Origin of the sequence: Tenacibaculum sp. (assembly GCF_050290165.1) — a bacterium.
Classification (GTDB): domain Bacteria; phylum Bacteroidota; class Bacteroidia; order Flavobacteriales; family Flavobacteriaceae; genus Polaribacter.
On sequence record NZ_JBNKHD010000005.1, the window covers coordinates 16,955 to 35,560 of the forward strand.

Here is an 18,606-nt window from a genome sequence, read left to right on the forward strand (position 1 = left end):
GATACATAGGTAGCTATTTTAGTATTGCTGTTTTTTGGAGTATTATTTACTAGGAGAACAAACTAGAAGCAATGTACGATAACGATTATATCTCACGTACCAAAGGTACATGGATTAAAGTTGTGAAATAGTTAGCTAGTACATGTGTAATGGTCATAATAATATGAATAATTATACAAACGAGCCTTTTGCGTTAGTAAAATAAAAAATGTAGTTGTCAATTTAAAATACTAAAATTTGAATGGTAATATGGAAGCTATAAAATTAAATAATAGTAGTGATTTTTGGTATTACCATGATGAGTATGAGTTAGGAACTTGGTCATTTGCTAAAATTAGAAATGCAGATTTTATAGATTTGAACCTATTTATAAAGACCTACATTTCAATTACTGAAAAGTATAGGATTTTATTGCCCACATCTAAAAATAAAGAGTTTAAAAGTATTTCTGATTTATATACTATTGAAGAAGGAGGAACAAAAAAATCAATATACAAATCCTTAGTATTTCTTAAAAAAAGAGATGAAATTGTTGCTGAAGAACTGTTTGATTTACGTCAAATAAAACACGAAACAGATGAAATCGAAGATTTAGGAATTAACCCTGTTATTAGTAATCTTAGTATTGCAAATAGTTCTGCTATTTCTTTACCAGGAAGTTATATATCGGTAAATACAGATGGGTTTAAGGAAGTATTAGATTTTAACAAAGACGATTACACATTATATGATGAGAAGGTAGATCAAAATAATATTAAAAAAGCCAATATATCTGGAATAGATAATTCAGATTTAATGTTTTTGAATACACCAAGATTTAATAGTTTTTTAAGAGATCTTAAGAAGTTATATTCAATTTTTAATTCTGAAATTGTTATTAATAAAAATAACACTCAAATTAATGAGAACGGAATTTTTATAGGTAATGAGATAGTTTATTATGAAGATATTTTAGAGTTAATAGATGCTAAATATCAAATAGTAGATATGTCAATAAATATTGATTTTGAAGAATTAAAGAATCAATTTAATCATGAAAAAAGGAAAGAGAGAATAGAAACTTTAAAATCTGAAGATAAATTAATTAAGGAATTCTTAGAAGCGAATTATAAGAATTTGTCAATTCTATCATGGGAGCAATTTTATAATAGTTTCGTTAAAGAAGCCTTTACAATGTCAGATGATGATTATTTGAAACATCTAAAAGAGGTAAGGTGTCCTTTTGGTTTTATAGGTAGAGCTTCCGAAGCAAAAAAAATATATGAAAACTTAAAAGATATTGAATTCTTTGAAGAAGATGTAAAAAAAGTTATTTCGGTAATTACCAGTGGGGATTTTTTAAAAAATAAAAATTTATCATTAATGGAGTGGTTAAATGATAAATTTATGATAGATTTTATCTCTAAGAAAATAGAAGGGAAATCTATTCTAGATATAGCGAAATTTGAAGGAGGGAACAACTTCATAAGAGAAAAAATTATTGAGATGAAGATTTTTAAATTATTCTAAATATAAACTTTGCTAAATTAACAGAAATTATAAAAATCTATAATTATCACTAACAAAAAAAACTCAACTAGAAATAGTAATGTTTATGAGAAAATGAAATAAACCCATGCAAACAATTTTCAAATGGATACAACAGAATAAACTCAAAACAATCATCACAGTATTTGCGGTGGTTGTTTATTATTTCTGTCTGCCTAAAAACTTATTTGATAGCTTAACATCAACAGTCTTTTATAGCAAAATCGAGCTATAAAACATGTGGTTAATTATATAAAAAAAGGAAAAACAGAATATAATAAGTATTAGTTTTATATTTAAAGTTTCAAGGTTATCTTTCAAAGAGGGTAACCTTTTTTACCTTTCTTCATTCAAAATCTCCTTAACAGCCGCTTGATATTTCTTAGGATCTGTCGCTTTTTTAATTTTTTTATAAGTTTTGTGAGGATTAGAAAACGATTGAGAAAAATACTCCCAAAAGCCTAACATTTTCATTTTTATAGGTGTTGGTCCAGATAAGGCAGCATTATATTGCTGGTATATTTCATCATGAAAATCTTTAAATATTTCCCACCTGTCTTTAGGATATTCTGCAGTATTATCTTTTATCATTTGTGGTAAAAAAGGGTCTGCAATTAAACCTCGACCAATCATAAAATGTGTAATACTAGGAAAACGTTCTTTCATAGCTTTAAAACCTGCTACTGTAGTAATATCACCATTATAATATAATTGATGTTTGGCAATGTCTATACATTTTTGAAAAGCATCTAAATCAACACCTCCTTTGTATAATTGTTTTCCAATTCTAGCATGAATAGCCACATTTTTTAACGGGTATTTATCTAAAATAGGAAAAGTGTGTAGTATTTCTTCACTGTTTTCATAACCCATTCTCATTTTCATCGATACTAGAATGTCGGTTTCGTTATGAGCGCGATGTAGTATTTCATCTATACGCGTAGGATTACAAATTAAACCAGAGCCCATACCCGATTTTGTAACCATAGGGTAGGGACACCCTAAATTCCAATTCAACTCTTTATATCCTAAACTTTGTACATATTTGGCAACAAATAAAAATTCTTCAGGATCATTGGTTATAACTTGCGGAATAACCGTTAAAGTTGTGTTATTTTCAGGGAGCAAATCACGTTCATAACTCGATTTTATTTTAAATTTCCCATTTAATCGAATGTAAGGAGCATAAAAGGTATCGATACCACCAAAATATTTTTGTTGGGCATTCCTAAAACGAAAATCGGTAAACCCTTGTAAAGGTGAAGAAAGTAAGGTAAAACTCATAGTGTAATTTGAGTTGCAAATATAACAGACTTATCGACTAAATGTTTGCTATAAACTTTATACTTTTGAGATATATAAGTTGTCTATGAAAATTGTTTTTAACTTTTTAAAACAGCATAAAATTAAAGTTATCATTATAAGTGTTTTTATGGTAGCTTATTATTTCTGTTTACCTAAAAACCTTTTCGATAATCCAACATCAACAGTTGTAACAGCAAAAAATAATGAATTATTAGGAGCTGTTATAGCCGATGATGGTCAGTGGCGATTTCCCGAGTTAGATTCGGTTCCTAAAAAGTTTGAGTATTGTATTTTACAGTTTGAAGATGCTTACTTCTACAAACATTTCGGTTTTAACCCTATTTCTATAGGGAAAGCGATGACAGAAAATATCAAAGCTAAAAAAGTAGTACGAGGAGGAAGTACATTGACACAACAAGTAATTCGCTTGTCGAGAAAAAATAAAAAGCGCTCTTATTTTGAAAAACTCCAAGAACTCATTTTAGCTACCCGATTAGAATTTAGATCTTCTAAAAAAGAAATTTTAAAGCTCTATGCATCTCATGCACCATATGGAGGTAATGTTGTGGGCTTAGAAATGGCTTCATGGCGTTATTTCGGATTGCAACCGCATCAATTATCCTGGGCTGAAAGTGCTACGTTAGCAGTGTTACCTAATGCTCCTTCGTTAATTTATCCAGGTAAAAATCAACAAAAATTAAAAGAAAAACGAGATAAACTTCTTTTCAAATTAAAGGAAGAAGGAATCATCGATCAAATCACTTACGAATTAGCAATAGAGGAGGAACTTCCAAAAAAGCCATATCCGTTGCCTACAGTAGCTGCACATTTTGTACAAGAAGCAAACCAAAAATATAAAGGGCAACGCATACAAAGTTCTATCAATATTCATTTACAAAAGCAAGTAAATAACTTGGTCAAACAACATTACGACCGACAAAAACAAAACGAAGTGTACAATATGGCTGTTTTGGTGTTGGACGTTGAAACGAGAAAGGTATTGGCGTATGTAGGGAATTCTCCTACAGATAAAACGCATCAAAAGGATGTAAACAATGTAGTGGCACCCAGAAGTACAGGAAGTACCTTAAAACCATTTTTGTATGCACATATGTTGCAGTCTGGAGATTTGTTACCTACACAGTTAGTTGCTGATGTTCCTACTGAAATTGCAGGATATTCACCTAAAAACTTTAGTTTAACTTTTGATGGTGCTGTAGCAGCCAATGAAGCATTGACCAGATCGTTAAACATCCCTTTGGTACGATTGTTACAATCGTACGGTTTGGAGAAGTTTAGAGAGGATATCAAAGCGTATAAAATAAGTGACATTAATAAACCTGCCGATTATTACGGATTGTCACTTATCTTAGGAGGAGCAGAAGCAAGTTTGTGGGATTTATGCAAAACGTTTGCTGGTTATGCTGGAATCATAAATCATTACGAAGAATTAAAACACCAATATTATCAAAATGAGTTTGTGGAACCTAGTTTTATATTAGAAGGACAAGTAGATTTTGGTAAAGTTCAAGAGCATTATTCAACTCTCGATGCAGGTTCAGTATATACAACGTTAAATACATTAATAGAAGTTAACAGACCATATACAGATCAAGCCTGGAAGTATTTTGATTCTTCGCAAAAAATAGCCTGGAAAACAGGAACTAGTTTTGGAAATAAAGATGCTTGGGCAATAGGTACAACTCCTAAATATGTGGTAGGTGTATGGATTGGGAATTCTGACGGAGAAGGACGCCCAGATCTTACAGGAGTAGGAAGCGCAGCTCCCTTGATGTTCGATGTTTTTGATGTGTTACCAAAATCAGATTGGTTTTTAGAACCTTTTGAAGACTTGATAGAAGTGTCTATTTGTGAAAAAAGCGGCTTTTTAGCAAAACCTATTTGCTCATCTATAACAAAACGAGTTCCTAAAAGTGCCATGAAAGCGAAATCATGTCCGTATCACCAACAAATAATGGTAGATAAGGTTGAAAAATTTAGAGTGAATTCTAACTGTGAATCGATTGCGAATATGAAGCAAAAATCATGGTTTGTATTACCTCCATTAATGGCACACTACTATCAACAAAAAAATGCAGATTATAAACCGTTACCTAAATTTAGAGCAGATTGTTATCGGTTAGAGAATAATACGATGGATTTTGTTTTTCCTGCCAAATTCCTTTCTAAATTATCGTTGACAAGAGGAGAGGATAATATACTCAATCCTATAATTTTAAAGCTAACTCATTTCAATTCAGAAGCTAAAGTATACTGGTATTTAAACGATAAATTCATAGGCGTAACACAACAGTATCACGAGCAAGCAATCATACCCGAACAGGGAGTGTACACTATCAGCGCTATAGATGATTTTGGTAATGAAGCCAAGAGAATCATAGAAATAAAAAATTAGGTAAAATCTAAAAGGAGTTTAATTAAAAACTGTATTTTTAGTTTTTTTAAAAATATACTATGTTAGAATTAGCGGGGATAATCATATTAGGAATTATTGCACAATGGGTAGCTTGGAGGTTTAAAATACCTGCAATTCTACCTTTAATTTTAATAGGTTTACTCGTTGGTCCCATTGCTGCTGAATTTTTTAATGAAGATGGTAGTAAATGGATTGAACCCGTTTGGAATGGTGAAAAAGGATTATTTCCTGGTGAAGGACTTTATTATTTTGTTTCGTTAGCAATTAGTATTATTCTTTTTGAAGGAGGATTAACTTTACGTAGAGGAGAGATCAAAAATATAGGTCCTGTTATTAGTAAACTGATCACATTAGGATCTGCAGTTACTTTTTTTGGAGCAGGTATTGTAGCACATTATATATTTAATCTTAACTGGGAACTTTCCTTTTTATTTTCAGCATTAATTATTGTTACAGGTCCAACGGTAATTACACCAATTCTTAGAAATATTCCGTTAAAAAAGGATGTTTCAGCAGTTTTAAAATGGGAAGGTATTTTAATTGACCCTATTGGAGCTTTAGTAGCGGTATTGGTTTTTGAGTTTATCAGTGTTGGTGGTGGAGCAGGATTTACTCAAACTGCTTTGTTTGGATTCTTAAAGATTATTTTATTTGGAACTACTTTTGGATTCACGTTTGCCCATGCTTTAATTTTTGTGATTAATAAAAAATGGGTACCACATTACTTATTAAACGTAGTTTCATTATCAGCTGTTTTAGTTGTGTTTGTTGAGTCTGAGTTATTTGCTCATGAATCAGGGTTATTAGCCGTGGTGGTTATGGGAATGGTTTTAGGGAATAGTAAGTTAAAGAACCTAAAAGAAATTTTATACTTCAAGGAATCACTGAGTGTTTTACTAATTTCTATCTTATTCATTTTATTATCGGCTAATATTGATTACAAAGAATTGATGCTGTTGTATGAATGGAAAACATTATTCTTATTTGCTCTTATAGTTTTTGTAATAAGACCTTTAGCGGTGTTTTTAAGTACTTCTAAATCTAATTTAATGACAAATGAGAAGTTGTTTATTAGTTGGGTAGGACCAAGAGGAATTGTTGCTGCGGGTATTGCTTCTCTATTTGGAAGTAAGTTATTGAGACAAGGAGTTGAAGGAGCTGAATATATTACTCCTTTAGTATTTATGGTAGTATTAGGTACAGTTTTATTAAATGCAACTACAGCAAGATTGTTTGCTAAAGTAGTAGGAGTATTTTTAAAGCGTTCAAACGCCATTATGATTGTAGGAGCCTCTGAGGTAGCTAGATTGATAGCCGATTATTTAAAAAATAACAATCGTAGAGTTGTTTTGATAGATTCTAACGCTGAAAATGTTGAGCAAGCTAAAAATGAAGGTTTAGAATCGATAGAAGTAAATATTTATGATGAAGAACTTACCGACAATATAGAGTTGAATGATGTGGGATATTTGATAGCCATGACAGGAAGTGATTCCATCAATAGATATGTAATATCTAATTTTTCATCAATTTTTGGAGAACAAGGGGCGTATCGTTTAGCAAGTTCTCAAGAAATCTTAACCAAGAATTATGAAGATGAAGAGCAGTTATTCACGGTTGAAGATGATTATATTAATTTGATGGAAGCGGTGAGGGAATTTCCAGAAATTCATGAAACTCCTGTAAACTCGGTTCAAGAGTATAAGACTAAAATAGAAAAATTACATCAAGAGTTAAAGTCAATTCCTATTTTGGTTAAGAATAACACGAATCAAATTTTGTTAATTTCAGAATTTGAAAAGAATGTGAAGAAGATACAAGATTGGACGTTAGTTTATGTAGGAAAAAACCTAAACATCTAAACCAAAAGTATTTTTCAGTTTTTCTATTAGTGGATTTTTTTCTTTGAGCTTGTTGTATTTTTCTAGCGGAGTGTAGGCAAACTTTTTTTCTACGGTTTCATTAACAATAATGTTAATTTGAATTCCATAATTGTTTAGTTTTTCGCGTAAAAACTTTAGTAATTTTGGTTTTCCTTTCTCTAATTGTGATTTCATTAAATCGTTAGGCAACGAGAATATAATGGTGAAATCTTCTTGTAATTTAGGTTCGTCAGAAGCCAAAATAGCAGCCATACTACGCTCACCAAAGTTTTGAAGTTGAAAATAGTATTTTTTCCAAGCATCTTTTAATTCTTCGTGATTAAAAGGACTTCTTGGGTGGTTGTCATAGTTTTCATCTTCCTCTAAAGCGACATTAAATTCTTTCTTTTGCTGAAGACTTTTTAAAGACAATGCCGAAGTACGACGCTTGATGTTTTTCAACACTGGTTTAGGAGTCTCAATAACAGGTTGCTTTTCCTCTACTTTTGGAGGAGTTTTAACAGTAACAGGTTTGACTTCAGTTTTTTTAACTGAAGGTGATAAAGAGGTAAAAAATGTAGCAGGAATTATGTAGTTGCTAGATTTTTTTTTTGCTCCATCAAAAGTGATAGAGGCAATTTGCATTAAAGTAAGTTCTACCAATAAGCGTTGGTTTTTACTTCCTCGGTATTTTAAGTCACAATCGTTTGCCTTATCTATAGCAGGCAGTAAAAATTGCATGCTCGCTTTGGTAGCTTGTTCTAAATACTTCTTTTTAGTATTATCACCAACTTCTAACAAAGTTACAGTAGCTGCATCTTTAGCAACTAGTAAATCTCTAAAATGAGAAGCTAATCCAGTTATAAAATGATGTCCTTCAAAGCCTTTACTCAATACTTCATTAAAAGCCATTAAAACTTCAGGAATTTTATTCTCTAATAAAAGGTCAGTCATGTTAAAATACACATCGTAGTCTAACACATTTAAGTTTTGAGTAACTGCCTCACGAGTTAAATTACTTCCTGAAAAACTTACTACACGATCAAAAATAGAAAGTGCATCACGCATGGCTCCATCTGCTTTTTGAGCAATTACATGCAGTGCATCATCTTCTGCAGTAATATTTTCTTTCTTACAAATAGTTTTTAGATATTCTTTAGCATCTAAAACTCCAATTCGTTTAAAGTCAAATATTTGACAGCGTGATAAAATTGTAGGAATAATTTTGTGCTTCTCGGTAGTAGCTAAAATAAATATAGCATGAGCAGGTGGTTCTTCTAAAGTCTTTAAAAAGGCATTAAAAGCCGCTTGAGAAAGCATATGTACCTCATCAATAATATATACTTTGTATTTACCAGTTTGAGGAGGTATACGAACCTGATCGGTTAAGTTACGAATGTCGTCAACCGAGTTGTTTGAAGCCGCATCTAATTCAAAAATATTAAAGGCGAAATCTTCATCAGCATTCGTAGCATCTTCTTGGTTAATTCGCTTAGCTAAAATACGAGCACATGATGTTTTACCAACACCACGAGGTCCTGTAAATAGTAAAGCTTGTGCTAAATGATTGTTTTTTATAGCATTTTCTAATGTATTGGTAATAGCTTGTTGTCCTACCACATCTTCAAAATTTTGAGGACGGTATTTACGTGCTGATACTATAAAATGCTCCATTAAAACTTAATCTTTATCGAACAAAAATAGAAAACCCTAGTACAATTCGCAAACAAATTTCTTAAGGAAAAATTAAAGTTGTAAACAATTGTAAAATCCATGTTTTTTTAACGACAAAGGGAGTATAAACAATTAATGTATGAAGATATTTAAAAAAGTGGCTTTGGTTGCTGTTAGTTTTGTAATTGCCAGCCTATATGGATTTAATTCAAAAGAAGAAAATAGTACTAATTCATTAACGAATATATCTATAAAGGAAACCAAAGTAGCTTATTTTGCTAGTGGATGCTTTTGGTGTGTTGAAGGAATTTATGAAAGTATTGAAGGAGTAGAAGATGTTGTATCGGGATATGCAGGCGGGTATACAAAAAATCCGACATACGAATCAGTAGGAACAGGAAGTACAGGGCATGCAGAAACAATAGCGGTGTATTATAATCCGAAAAGGGTTAGTTTTCAAACACTAGTTGATGTGTTTTTCGGTTCACACAACCCAACGACCAAAAATGGACAATATCCTGACTATGGTAGTCAATATCGTTCCATAGCATTTTATAATACATTATTAGAAAAACAGATTATAGAAAACACCATTAAAAAATTAAATAAAGAAGTGTATCATGGGAAGATTGTAACAGAGGTAAAGAAAATAGAAAGATTTTACCCTGCAGAGGAATATCATCAAAACTATGAACGTTTACACCCTGAAAATCCTTATGTTCAAAAGATTTCAATTCCTCGAATAAATAGATTCAAACATAAGTTTCCAGAATTGCTAAAAAAAGAGGAAAAGTAAACTTTATTAAGTTAAAGTTTGTTTATATGAAGGAGGCTGTCTTAAAAGTGTTGTTTTGGAAGGAAAATGACAATAGTTAGAACTTTTAAGATGGCCTCCGGCATGTTTTATAGTGTGAACTCTATACCGAGAACAATATTTCTACCAGCATTCATAATACCATCACTCTTTAAGCGAGATAAATGATTGATATATTTTTTATCAAAAAGATTATTAATGGCTAACGAGGTGGTAAAGGTGTATTTACTAATTTGAATATCTCCACCAACACCTAAATTTACTAAGTTGTAAGCTGGAGTAGTAGTTTCAAACTCACTAATTTTATCTTGTTTGAAGAATGAGTGTAAACTTACGGAAGCATATCCTTGATGTAACCATTTGTTATTTGAAAATTCAGTTCTCAAGGTGTTTTTTAATGCATTAGCAGGGATTAAAGGTAAATAATTACCATTATTCTGTTTGCCAATAACCGTTTCAAAACTACTTTGTAAATGTAGCCAATCTAATGGGTGAGGGTGTAGGTGGAATCCGAATTCACCACCATATAATTTAGCATCTTCTTGTAAGTAAGTATATACAGGAGCATCGTCTTCAATTTCTCCTGTTGGAGATAAATAAATATAATTACTTAATTTATTGTAAAACCCGTTAGCAAATAACTCAAAGTGTTCAGCATTATAATCTACAGAAAGATCAAACTGTAAATTTTTCTCATTTACAAGATTGTTATTTCCCTCTTCAAAACGATTGGTACCATGGTGTACTCCATTAGAAGTTAATTCCGCAAGGTTAGGGGCTCTAAACCCATTAGCAATGTTAATGCGAGTGTTTAATGTTTTAAATAATTTTGTTTTGAAACCGAAAGAAGCTGTAAAACTATTGAAAGATTTATCTATAGGCTCAAAAATATGGGTTTCATCTTCGTGTATTACTTCATGTCTTTCAGTTGTGATAGTTCTATTATCGTAACGAATTCCTGCTTGTAATGAAGTATCATCATTCCATTGAAAATTTGTGGTTGTAAAAACACCAAAGTCATTTACAGTGGCATTAGGGATTAATAATTCTTCACCAAAGTTTGTATTGGTTTGATATAATCCTTGAGCCCCTATTAGCACTTCAAATTTCCCAAATTTAGGAAGATGGTATTTAGTGTTATAGCTAAAGGTTTTTAATTGCATGTATAAAGCAGTTTCTCCTTCTTCATGAGCTTCATGTTCTTCTACAGTCTCACCATCTTGATGATCATGATGTTCTTCAAACTCCTTTCTATTGTTGATGGTATATCCTAAATCAACATCTAGTTTTGAGTTTTTAAAGAACAGATGGTTGTGTAAGCTGATAATATGATTATCAATATTCTGATATGGAAGTTCTAAATGAGTTTCGGTAGTTTGTTCACCTATTCCTTCTGTTAACCCTAATTTTGAATTATTAAAGTTGTAACGGAGTTCAGAAGAAAAGTTTTTCTCATGAAAACCAACTCCTAATTTTAAATCTTTTTCTTTAAAACGAGTATTTGTTACCCTATAACTAGGTGTTTTATAATCGGCATGTTGTGCATAAGTTCCTCTAGCTAAAAATTGCCAGTTATTTAATGAGGATTTTAAACCTACAGAAGCATTAGTTCCCAAGGTATTGCTAAAGTAACGCTGATTAACGTTCAATTTTGTGGTATTCTCTGGGGCAAATTTTTCCGATTGAATGTACAAAACTCCTCCCAGTGCATCTGATCCATATAAAAGAGATGCTGGCCCTTTGATAACTTCAATTCCCTCAATTCCTGCATCGTTAATTCCTAAACCATGCTCACCTCCAAACTGTTGATTTTCTAAGCGAATTCCTTGGGTGTATACTAAAACTCTATTTCCACTTAAACCTCTAATCACAGGTTTACCAATTGAGGCTCCTGTAGAAATTTGAGAAACACCAGCTATGTTTGTAATTCCTTCAGATAGCGTGGTAGCTCCTGTTTTTTGAATAGCTCTGGCTGATAAACGTTCTACTTTCATCACATTTTCAGACTGTAGCTTGTTAAATGGAGTAGAAATGATGACTTCATCTATTTTAAAAACAGATTCTTCTAATTTTAAATCAAAAGAGATGTTATGTTGTTTAAAAACAAAATTTTTGGTTATGCTTTTAAAACCTAAAAAGGTAAAAGTGATGGCTACTTCTCCGTTAGGGATATTTTGTAAGGTATAGTTTCCTTTATCATTAGACGTGGTTCCTTTATGTAATTGCTCTGAGTAAATTTCTACTCCTGTAAGAGGTTGGTTGTTAGTGTCTGTAATTTTCCCAGATAAGCTGTTTTGTGCATATACAGCTGATACTCCTATAAACAATAGGAAATTTATAAGTTTTTTCATTAAATGAATTTTACTGTTTAACTAAATTTATTTTGTTATTCTTTTATAACAATTTTGTTATACAGTAAAATAGGGAGGTGCTCTGGAAGATTTTTTATCAGTATATACAAATGAGATTAATTGTGGTTGAGTAGTATAATCTAATTTGTAAAAATGTTGTGGTATTACCGCATAGTTTTCAGCGGTTTGGTATGTATAGACGTTAAAATGATAGTGAACTAATGGACAGTCAAGGTCTTGTTCGTGAAAATGATGTTCATCAGTAGACCTACAAACAGTATGCTTATGATTTTCAAATAAATGTATTGTGTACACTACTGTAGGTAACAGTAGTATAAATACACCTAGTATAGCAATATGTTTTTTAAATTGATCCACTTGGCTACAAAAATATAAAAAATTAAAAACCGATAACGTATTGTTACCGGTTTTTAATTTTTTATGGTCTTACTATATTTTTTTAATGTTTCTTTGAGTTACCTCGTATTTTCATGTTTAACATTTCAACTCCTAAAGAAAAAGCAATAGCAAAGTACAAATATCCTTTAGGTATAGCACCAACTGATTGTCCAAAAACTACAGTATGTGATAAATGTGCTCCTTCAGTAATCAACATAAATCCAATTAAAATTAAAAAGGATAAAGCTAACATTTGAATTGTTGGATGATTGTTTACAAAACTACTCACAGGTGTAGCAAAAACTAACATTATTAATATCGAAACAATAACAGCAATAATCATTATTGTTAATGCTCCATCTATACCATTAGTCATACCAACAGCTGTTAAAACCGAGTCAAATGAGAAAACAATGTCAATTAACACAATTTGGGTAACTACTTTTAACAAAGTACTACTTTTTTTAGGGGTACTAGAAGAGTTTTCTTCTCCTCTTCCTTCAACTTTATGATGAATTTCACTAGTACTTTTGTAGAGTAGGAAAATACCACCAGCAAATAAAATTAAGCTTTGACCTGTAAGACCAACTTTTAACCAAGATAAATCTATATGCCATAAAGGATCTTTCATCCCTATTAAATAAGAAACCCCTAATAAAAGAAGAATTCTAAAAACCATAGCTAAAAGAAGACCAATTTGGGTTGCCTTTTTTTGTTGGTTCTTTGGTAGTTTATTAGATGTAATTGAAATAAAAATAATGTTATCTATACCCAATACTACTTCTAAAAAAGTTAGGGTAAGTAATGCAATCCAAGTGTCAGCTTGTAAAAATATTTCCATAGTTATTTTACTTTATATACAGTTCCTTTTTGTTTAAAATTAGAGTAGCCAATTTTAGCGGTGAAATTATATGAGCTATCGGTTACTTTGGTGATTTGAACAAATATAGGATCCTTATCTAAATCAGTTTTTGGACTCTTCATTCGCAAGGTATATGCAAAATTGTTTTTCCATTTGATGTAGAGTGTATCGATGTGTTTTTCTTCTTTTTCGGTAACTAAGCTATCGGTAGAAATACTTACTTTTTTAGTGTATTCTTCTATTTGTAAGCTATCTTTTCGAACAACAATTGTTTTTCCATAGTTATCTCCTGCAGGAATTTCAAAAGTTCCATGAATAAAACGTGTTGGGTCTCCTTTTTTTTCTGAAGTACATGAAAAGACTAAAAATAAAACTAAAAAAGTAAGTAAATACCTCATTATATTCCTGTGTAATTAGATGGTGTTATTTGTTTTAACTCATTTTTGATAGCTTCAGAAACCTCTAAGGTATCAATAAAGTTAGCAATTGAGTCTTTGTTGATTTTTTCGTTTGTACGCGTTAATCCTTTTAAAGCTTCATAAGGATTAGGATATGCCTCACGACGTAAAATGGTTTGAATAGCTTCAGCAACTACCGCCCAGTTATTTTCTAAATCTTCCGCAAATTTAGCTTCATTTAATAATAACTTGTTCAATCCTTTTAAAGTAGAAGCAAAACCGATTAACGTATGCCCAAAAGGAACCCCAACGTTGCGTAATACTGTACTGTCTGTTAAATCACGTTGTAATCTTGATAAAGGTAATTTAGAAGCCAAATGCTCAAAAATAGCATTTGCAATTCCTAAGTTTCCTTCAGAATTTTCAAAATCAATCGGATTTACTTTATGAGGCATTGCAGAAGAACCTACTTCCCCTTTTTTAATCTTCTGCTTGAAATAGTCGTTAGAAACATAAGTCCAAACATCGCGATCTAAATCAATTAAAATCGTGTTTACACGCTTTAATCCGTCGTATAAAGCTGCCATGTGGTCGTAGTGCTCAATCTGTGTAGTTGGGAAAGAGTGGTGTAAACCTAACACTTCCTCTACGAAATGAGTCCCAAAGTTTTTCCAGTCGATATTTGGATAGGCTACTTTATGCGCATTGTAATTACCGGTAGCACCACCAAATTTAGCTGCATGAGGTGTATGTTGAATGTGAATAACCTGATTGTTAATACGCTCTACAAACACAAAAAACTCTTTTCCTAAACGCGTAGGAGAGGCTGGTTGCCCGTGAGTTCTAGCTAACATTGGTACGTTTTCCCATTCTTCTGATAAATCAGCTAATTTACAAACCAAGGTATCTAAAGTAGGATAGTACACTTCTTCCATAGCATCTTTAATAGACAATGGAATAGCAGTGTTGTTAATATCTTGAGACGTTAATCCGAAATGGATAAACTCTTTATACTTCTGTAAGTTTAAGGCGTCAAATTTTTCCTTGATAAAGTACTCAACAGCTTTTACATCGTGATTGGTAACGCTTTCAATTTCTTTAATTTTTAAAGCATCTTCCGTAGAAAAGTCTTCATAAATTTCACGTAAATCAGCATATAAATCTTTGTTGAAATCTGCTAACTGAGGTAGTGGAATTTCACATAAAGCGATGAAATATTCAATTTCTACTTTTACACGATATTTAATTAAAGCTTCTTCTGAAAAATAGTTCGCTAAACTAGCAACTTTGTTACGGTATCTACCATCAATAGGAGAGATGGCGTTTAATTCTGTTAAGTTCATGTTTTGTTGTTGTGTTGAAAGGCACAAAAATAGAAAATACTTCCCTTTTTTTAGAGATAAACTACAGGAATTTTAGTACTAAATAAAAGCAATCTTATTTAGGTAAAAAGAAGTATATAGAATATTTGTTTGTAATAACCGGGCTAAAAACTTTTTTCTAAAAATATTTTCATACAATCATTTGTTTAGTCTCACTATAGAAGCAAAAAGCATTAAAGTTTCACTGAGTGATACTTTCAATACCAATTACAGTAATTATGATTGTCATCTTTTCTTAGTTTGAAAAAACAAAAAACATCGCCATCTTCTTATCAGAAAACGACAATGTTGATGATATATAAATTATGTATTATTATAGGCTTTTTAAACGAAAAAATATTTCTTTTTGATAAATTATTAGTTGAATACCTAATGCCATGACTATTTGCCAAATTGTGTAATGTCCTAATTTGATGTCTTTTAAAAATATTATAATTTTTGAATCAGGTAAATGAAAAAACAATGTAGATACAAATACTAATACTATAACTGCACCTAAAATTATATTTCTTGTCATTATTGATTTTTTGGGATAATTAAAAATATAACTATAAGAAAAAAATACCAATAAAGGGCCTATTACAAAAGCAGCTATCTCAATTGAAATAAAACTTGACAAATCCTCACCAAAAAGAGGTTTTAATATAGTACTTAGTAAAGGAAAGCTAATATAAGCCAAGAAAAAGCAGACAAATGAAATAATTATAGTAGAAAACAAACCTAAGTATGCGTTGAGCTTATAATTTTTCCAATTTATCAATCCAAGAACCAAACCAAAAGAAATTGGATAGTATTCTATAGAGATTTGAGTCGTAACTATTATTAAAGTACATATAATAGATGGTAATATTATTTTAAAAAAAATCATTTTTTATTTACAATTAATTTGATTAATAGTTTCATTACTTTCCAATAACTCTTTTAATTTCGTTTTATCAAAACGAATGGCTGTTTTTGGCACTACGGTTGCAACACCTCCGTTTGCATTTACCCATGTTTTAATTTGCTCTTGTAAATTAGACCATGTTGCTTCACCAATATTATAATATGTGTCTTCAGAACATTCTGAATTATCTTCACTGAATCTAATTATTCCCGAAACTCTAGCAATATCAACCGCTCTTGCATAAAGTTCTAAATTTCCTTTTTGATTAGTTAAATAACCCCACTGTCGATTTCCAGAAAATGGCTGAGTTCCTGAAAAAGGAGTTTGTATTGTAGAGCCAATCCAATATTGAGATGTATAAGCACAAAAAATAATAAAGTAAGCACTAGGTTAATAGTGCCTACTTTTAATGGTTTTTTAATCATTTGTTAATTCTTTACAGAAACATTCTATCTCCTCATTTTCTATAATGTATTTTACTTATTATCAATATTGGTATTCACCATACTTGCTAAATTTATTAACCCACAAAAAGTATTCGCCAAAAAATGTTCCTGATAAAAACTCATCATAAATATCTTCTATTGGTTTACCCTTAAAAATTAAACCAATACTTTCATTAAAATGAAAATTTTCTTCAATTTCTCTTAAAAAGTTAAATGCGGTCCCATCCAATGTCTTCAATATAAGTTTATCTAATTGTTCTTTTTGATTATCATCTAAACTGTTTATAAATTCAAACCTTTCATCATCTATTTTTTGCAAACTAGGTTCATAATTTTTATTCCTTTCTAAGTTAGAATAATCTTCCTTTGTTATTTTCCTTGCTAACTCTATGCTTTTTAGATAATTAAAGAAATTTTCGTCTCTTAATTTTTCTATAATAATTTTTCCGAAATCGTTATACTTTTTTTCCATAATACTAATTTAAACCATTCCAAGGAATGTTCGTTATCATTTTTACCCCTTGAGCTTTCAAATCTTCCAAAGCCTTAATAACCCATCCCGTAGCTATATCTTCAGGAAGCCCTGCATTAATCATTGCTTTTATCTCTATTTCTGCCATATTATCCAACGTGAGTACCTCTCCCGTTTTTGCTTAATTTGTTTTTCCCTAACCATTTATAAGCTCTAAATAATTTGTGTTTTTCAGTATTATTTTCTATTTTATACTTAAATACTTCTGTACATTATAATCCTAAAAAAAATAAGCCTCACTCTTGAGGCCTATTTTATTCTTCAGAAAAATAATCATATTTTACTTGTCTTATTAAAACTTCACCTTTCTTAATTTCATCTTCATCTATTAAAAAAATTGTTCTAGCATTATAAAATATCCGTCTTATTCTATTAATTCCAAATTGACTTATAAGATCATTAGTAATTATTCTATTTTTATTAGATTTTAAAAAACTTTTATTGATTTTAAATTTTATTTTTTTTCTTACATCATTATCAAAATCATCAAAATCATTATAGTCTGAATATGTTAGGAAAAAATGGCTTTTTATACCTTTTTTATCATTAAAATTATAATCATAGTTTACCCAGTCCATCTTTTGAGGTTTATTCCCAATTGTTACCTGTTGAGAGATGTTTGGCTTATTTACACTTTTAGAAGTAAATTCAGATTTCTTAAATAAGACAAATATAACTTCATGATTTTCTATTTTTTCTAAATTTCTTGCAGAAGAGCATCCCCAAAAAAGTATTGCTATTATCAGTATATTTAAATATTTCATAATTTAATTACAGTTTTTATCAAAATTTCTAGCGTAGTAATTGACATATTCTTTAAAAGTGTCATATTTATTTATATCATTTGCTATTTTATCTTTAAATACTTCTGTATTGTGTAATCCTTCTAAAGATAAATTATAGAAAAAATCACTCCATTTAAAAGGAATATCAGTTCCACCTATATATAGAGACTCACTTTCCATTCTAGTAATTTGACTAGCAGATATTAGATCATCTCTAACATCGACAAGAATTTGTGATAATGTAGGTACTAAATAATCAAACATAAATTCGTGTTCTTCTTGGGCTGTAGCACAAGTACCATCGTTACAATCTTTTTTAACAGTTTTGTCATATAAAAAATGATCAATTTAAAAAGTAATTCCTTTTAGTTTAATGATAGAGATAATAGTTAAGGGCTAAACATAGGGTTTAGCCCTTAACTATTATTTTTATATACCGTGTTATAATTTGTATTTTATTCGATATTTTCCCAATCTAATTTTACTTCTCTTATCAGAATCTTATTATTCTTAATTTCAGCTTTATCAATTAAAAAAATTGTCTTTGCATCTAATAATAGTTTAAAAGATTCTTGCCCACCTATTTTGTCTAAAATCTCTTTAGTAAGTATGATTTCTTTATTCTTTTTAAGAAAACTTTTATCTACTTCAAAAATGATACTCTTATTAACTTGTGAAATAGCATTATCAAAATCGTGGTAATCAGAATAGTTTAAATTGAATAACGCCTTCTCAAAGTTATTATCTTTAAAACTATAAAAATAAGAGTATTTGTATATTGTAGTGTCCTTTTTAGGATATCCAACAGATAATTTTTTTGATGATTCTGATTCATTAAAATAAATAAAAAGGGTATCTTTTTTTGAAAACTCTTTTTTTCTAATTAAACCAGAACAGCTAATAATAAATAAGCTAATAATAAATAAATAAACAAATTTCATGACTT

17 protein-coding genes are annotated in these 18,606 nt (G+C 30.4%); 4 read left to right on the forward strand and 13 right to left on the reverse strand.

The features are described from left to right. Positions 1 to 249 precede the first annotated feature (249 nt). Entirely contained in the window at positions 250 to 1,509 is a 1,260-nt protein-coding gene (locus ACQY6M_RS06620; protein WP_428743097.1) for a hypothetical protein, read from the forward strand. Positions 1,510 to 1,863: 354 nt separating this feature from the next. On the opposite strand, the gene ACQY6M_RS06625 is transcribed toward ACQY6M_RS06620, so the two are convergent. Continuing rightward, positions 1,864 to 2,811 carry a tRNA dihydrouridine synthase gene (locus ACQY6M_RS06625; RefSeq protein ID WP_428743096.1) on the reverse strand — a complete coding sequence of 316 codons (948 nt, stop codon included), beginning with the start codon at positions 2,809 to 2,811 and terminating at the stop codon, positions 1,864 to 1,866. Between the two features lie 85 nt (positions 2,812 to 2,896). Here ACQY6M_RS06625 and pbpC point away from each other — a divergent pair, with 85 nt between their 5' ends. Together pbpC and ACQY6M_RS06635 are read left to right on the forward strand one after the other, a co-directional pair. Beyond that, positions 2,897 to 5,248: a penicillin-binding protein 1C gene (gene pbpC / locus ACQY6M_RS06630; RefSeq protein WP_428743095.1), complete on the forward strand. Its 2,352-nt coding sequence runs from the start codon at positions 2,897 to 2,899 to the stop codon at positions 5,246 to 5,248. A gap of 59 nt (positions 5,249 to 5,307) precedes the next feature. After that, positions 5,308 to 7,131, forward strand: coding sequence for a cation:proton antiporter (locus ACQY6M_RS06635; RefSeq protein WP_428743094.1), 1,824 nt, complete (start codon positions 5,308 to 5,310; stop codon positions 7,129 to 7,131). On the opposite strand, the gene dnaX is transcribed toward ACQY6M_RS06635, so the two are convergent. Then, positions 7,120 to 8,805 carry a DNA polymerase III subunit gamma/tau gene (gene dnaX / locus ACQY6M_RS06640; RefSeq protein WP_428743093.1) on the reverse strand — a complete coding sequence of 562 codons (1,686 nt, stop codon included), beginning with the start codon at positions 8,803 to 8,805 and terminating at the stop codon, positions 7,120 to 7,122. The genes ACQY6M_RS06635 and dnaX overlap by 12 nt on opposite strands. Before the next feature lie 139 nt (positions 8,806 to 8,944). Here dnaX and msrA point away from each other — a divergent pair, with 139 nt between their 5' ends. Continuing rightward, entirely contained in the window at positions 8,945 to 9,601 is a 657-nt protein-coding gene (gene msrA / locus ACQY6M_RS06645) for a peptide-methionine (S)-S-oxide reductase MsrA (protein ID WP_428743092.1), read from the forward strand. Between the two features lie 107 nt (positions 9,602 to 9,708). Here msrA and ACQY6M_RS06650 read toward each other — a convergent pair whose 3' ends face one another. The 11 genes from ACQY6M_RS06650 to ACQY6M_RS06700 all read right to left on the reverse strand — a co-directional run bounded on the left by ACQY6M_RS06650 (position 9,709) and on the right by ACQY6M_RS06700 (position 18,601). Further along, positions 9,709 to 11,970: a TonB-dependent receptor gene (locus ACQY6M_RS06650; RefSeq protein WP_428743091.1), complete on the reverse strand. Its 2,262-nt coding sequence runs from the start codon at positions 11,968 to 11,970 to the stop codon at positions 9,709 to 9,711. Between the two features lie 57 nt (positions 11,971 to 12,027). Continuing rightward, positions 12,028 to 12,348, reverse strand: coding sequence for a hypothetical protein (locus ACQY6M_RS06655; RefSeq protein WP_428743090.1), 321 nt, complete (start codon positions 12,346 to 12,348; stop codon positions 12,028 to 12,030). A gap of 82 nt (positions 12,349 to 12,430) precedes the next feature. Next, entirely contained in the window at positions 12,431 to 13,210 is a 780-nt protein-coding gene (locus tag ACQY6M_RS06660) for a TerC family protein (protein ID WP_428743089.1), read from the reverse strand. Positions 13,211 to 13,212: 2 nt separating this feature from the next. Then, positions 13,213 to 13,629 (reverse strand): hypothetical protein, encoded by a 417-nt coding sequence (locus ACQY6M_RS06665; protein WP_428743088.1) that lies wholly within the window; start codon positions 13,627 to 13,629, stop codon positions 13,213 to 13,215. Further along, the gene (purB, locus tag ACQY6M_RS06670; protein ID WP_428743087.1) at positions 13,629 to 14,972 is read right to left on the reverse strand and encodes an adenylosuccinate lyase; all 1,344 of its coding nucleotides are present in this window, start codon (positions 14,970 to 14,972) and stop codon (positions 13,629 to 13,631) included. The genes ACQY6M_RS06665 and purB overlap by 1 nt, the downstream gene beginning before the upstream one ends. 352 nt (positions 14,973 to 15,324) lie before the next feature. Then, positions 15,325 to 15,879, reverse strand: a complete 555-nt coding sequence (locus tag ACQY6M_RS06675) for a hypothetical protein (protein ID WP_428743086.1) — start codon at positions 15,877 to 15,879, stop codon at positions 15,325 to 15,327. Between the two features lie 504 nt (positions 15,880 to 16,383). Then, positions 16,384 to 16,815, reverse strand: a complete 432-nt coding sequence (locus tag ACQY6M_RS06680) for a hypothetical protein (RefSeq protein WP_428743085.1) — start codon at positions 16,813 to 16,815, stop codon at positions 16,384 to 16,386. 4 nt (positions 16,816 to 16,819) lie between these two features. Then, a complete protein-coding gene (locus ACQY6M_RS06685) occupies positions 16,820 to 16,963 on the reverse strand; it encodes a hypothetical protein (protein ID WP_428743084.1) in 144 nt (47 codons plus the stop codon). Between the two features lie 166 nt (positions 16,964 to 17,129). Further along, the gene (locus ACQY6M_RS06690; protein ID WP_428743083.1) at positions 17,130 to 17,639 is read right to left on the reverse strand and encodes a hypothetical protein; all 510 of its coding nucleotides are present in this window, start codon (positions 17,637 to 17,639) and stop codon (positions 17,130 to 17,132) included. Positions 17,640 to 17,642: 3 nt separating this feature from the next. Further along, positions 17,643 to 17,840, reverse strand: coding sequence for a hypothetical protein (locus ACQY6M_RS06695; RefSeq protein WP_428743082.1), 198 nt, complete (start codon positions 17,838 to 17,840; stop codon positions 17,643 to 17,645). A 275-nt stretch (positions 17,841 to 18,115) separates the two neighbouring features. Beyond that, positions 18,116 to 18,601 carry a hypothetical protein gene (locus ACQY6M_RS06700; protein WP_428743081.1) on the reverse strand — a complete coding sequence of 162 codons (486 nt, stop codon included), beginning with the start codon at positions 18,599 to 18,601 and terminating at the stop codon, positions 18,116 to 18,118. Positions 18,602 to 18,606: the final 5 nt, after the last annotated feature.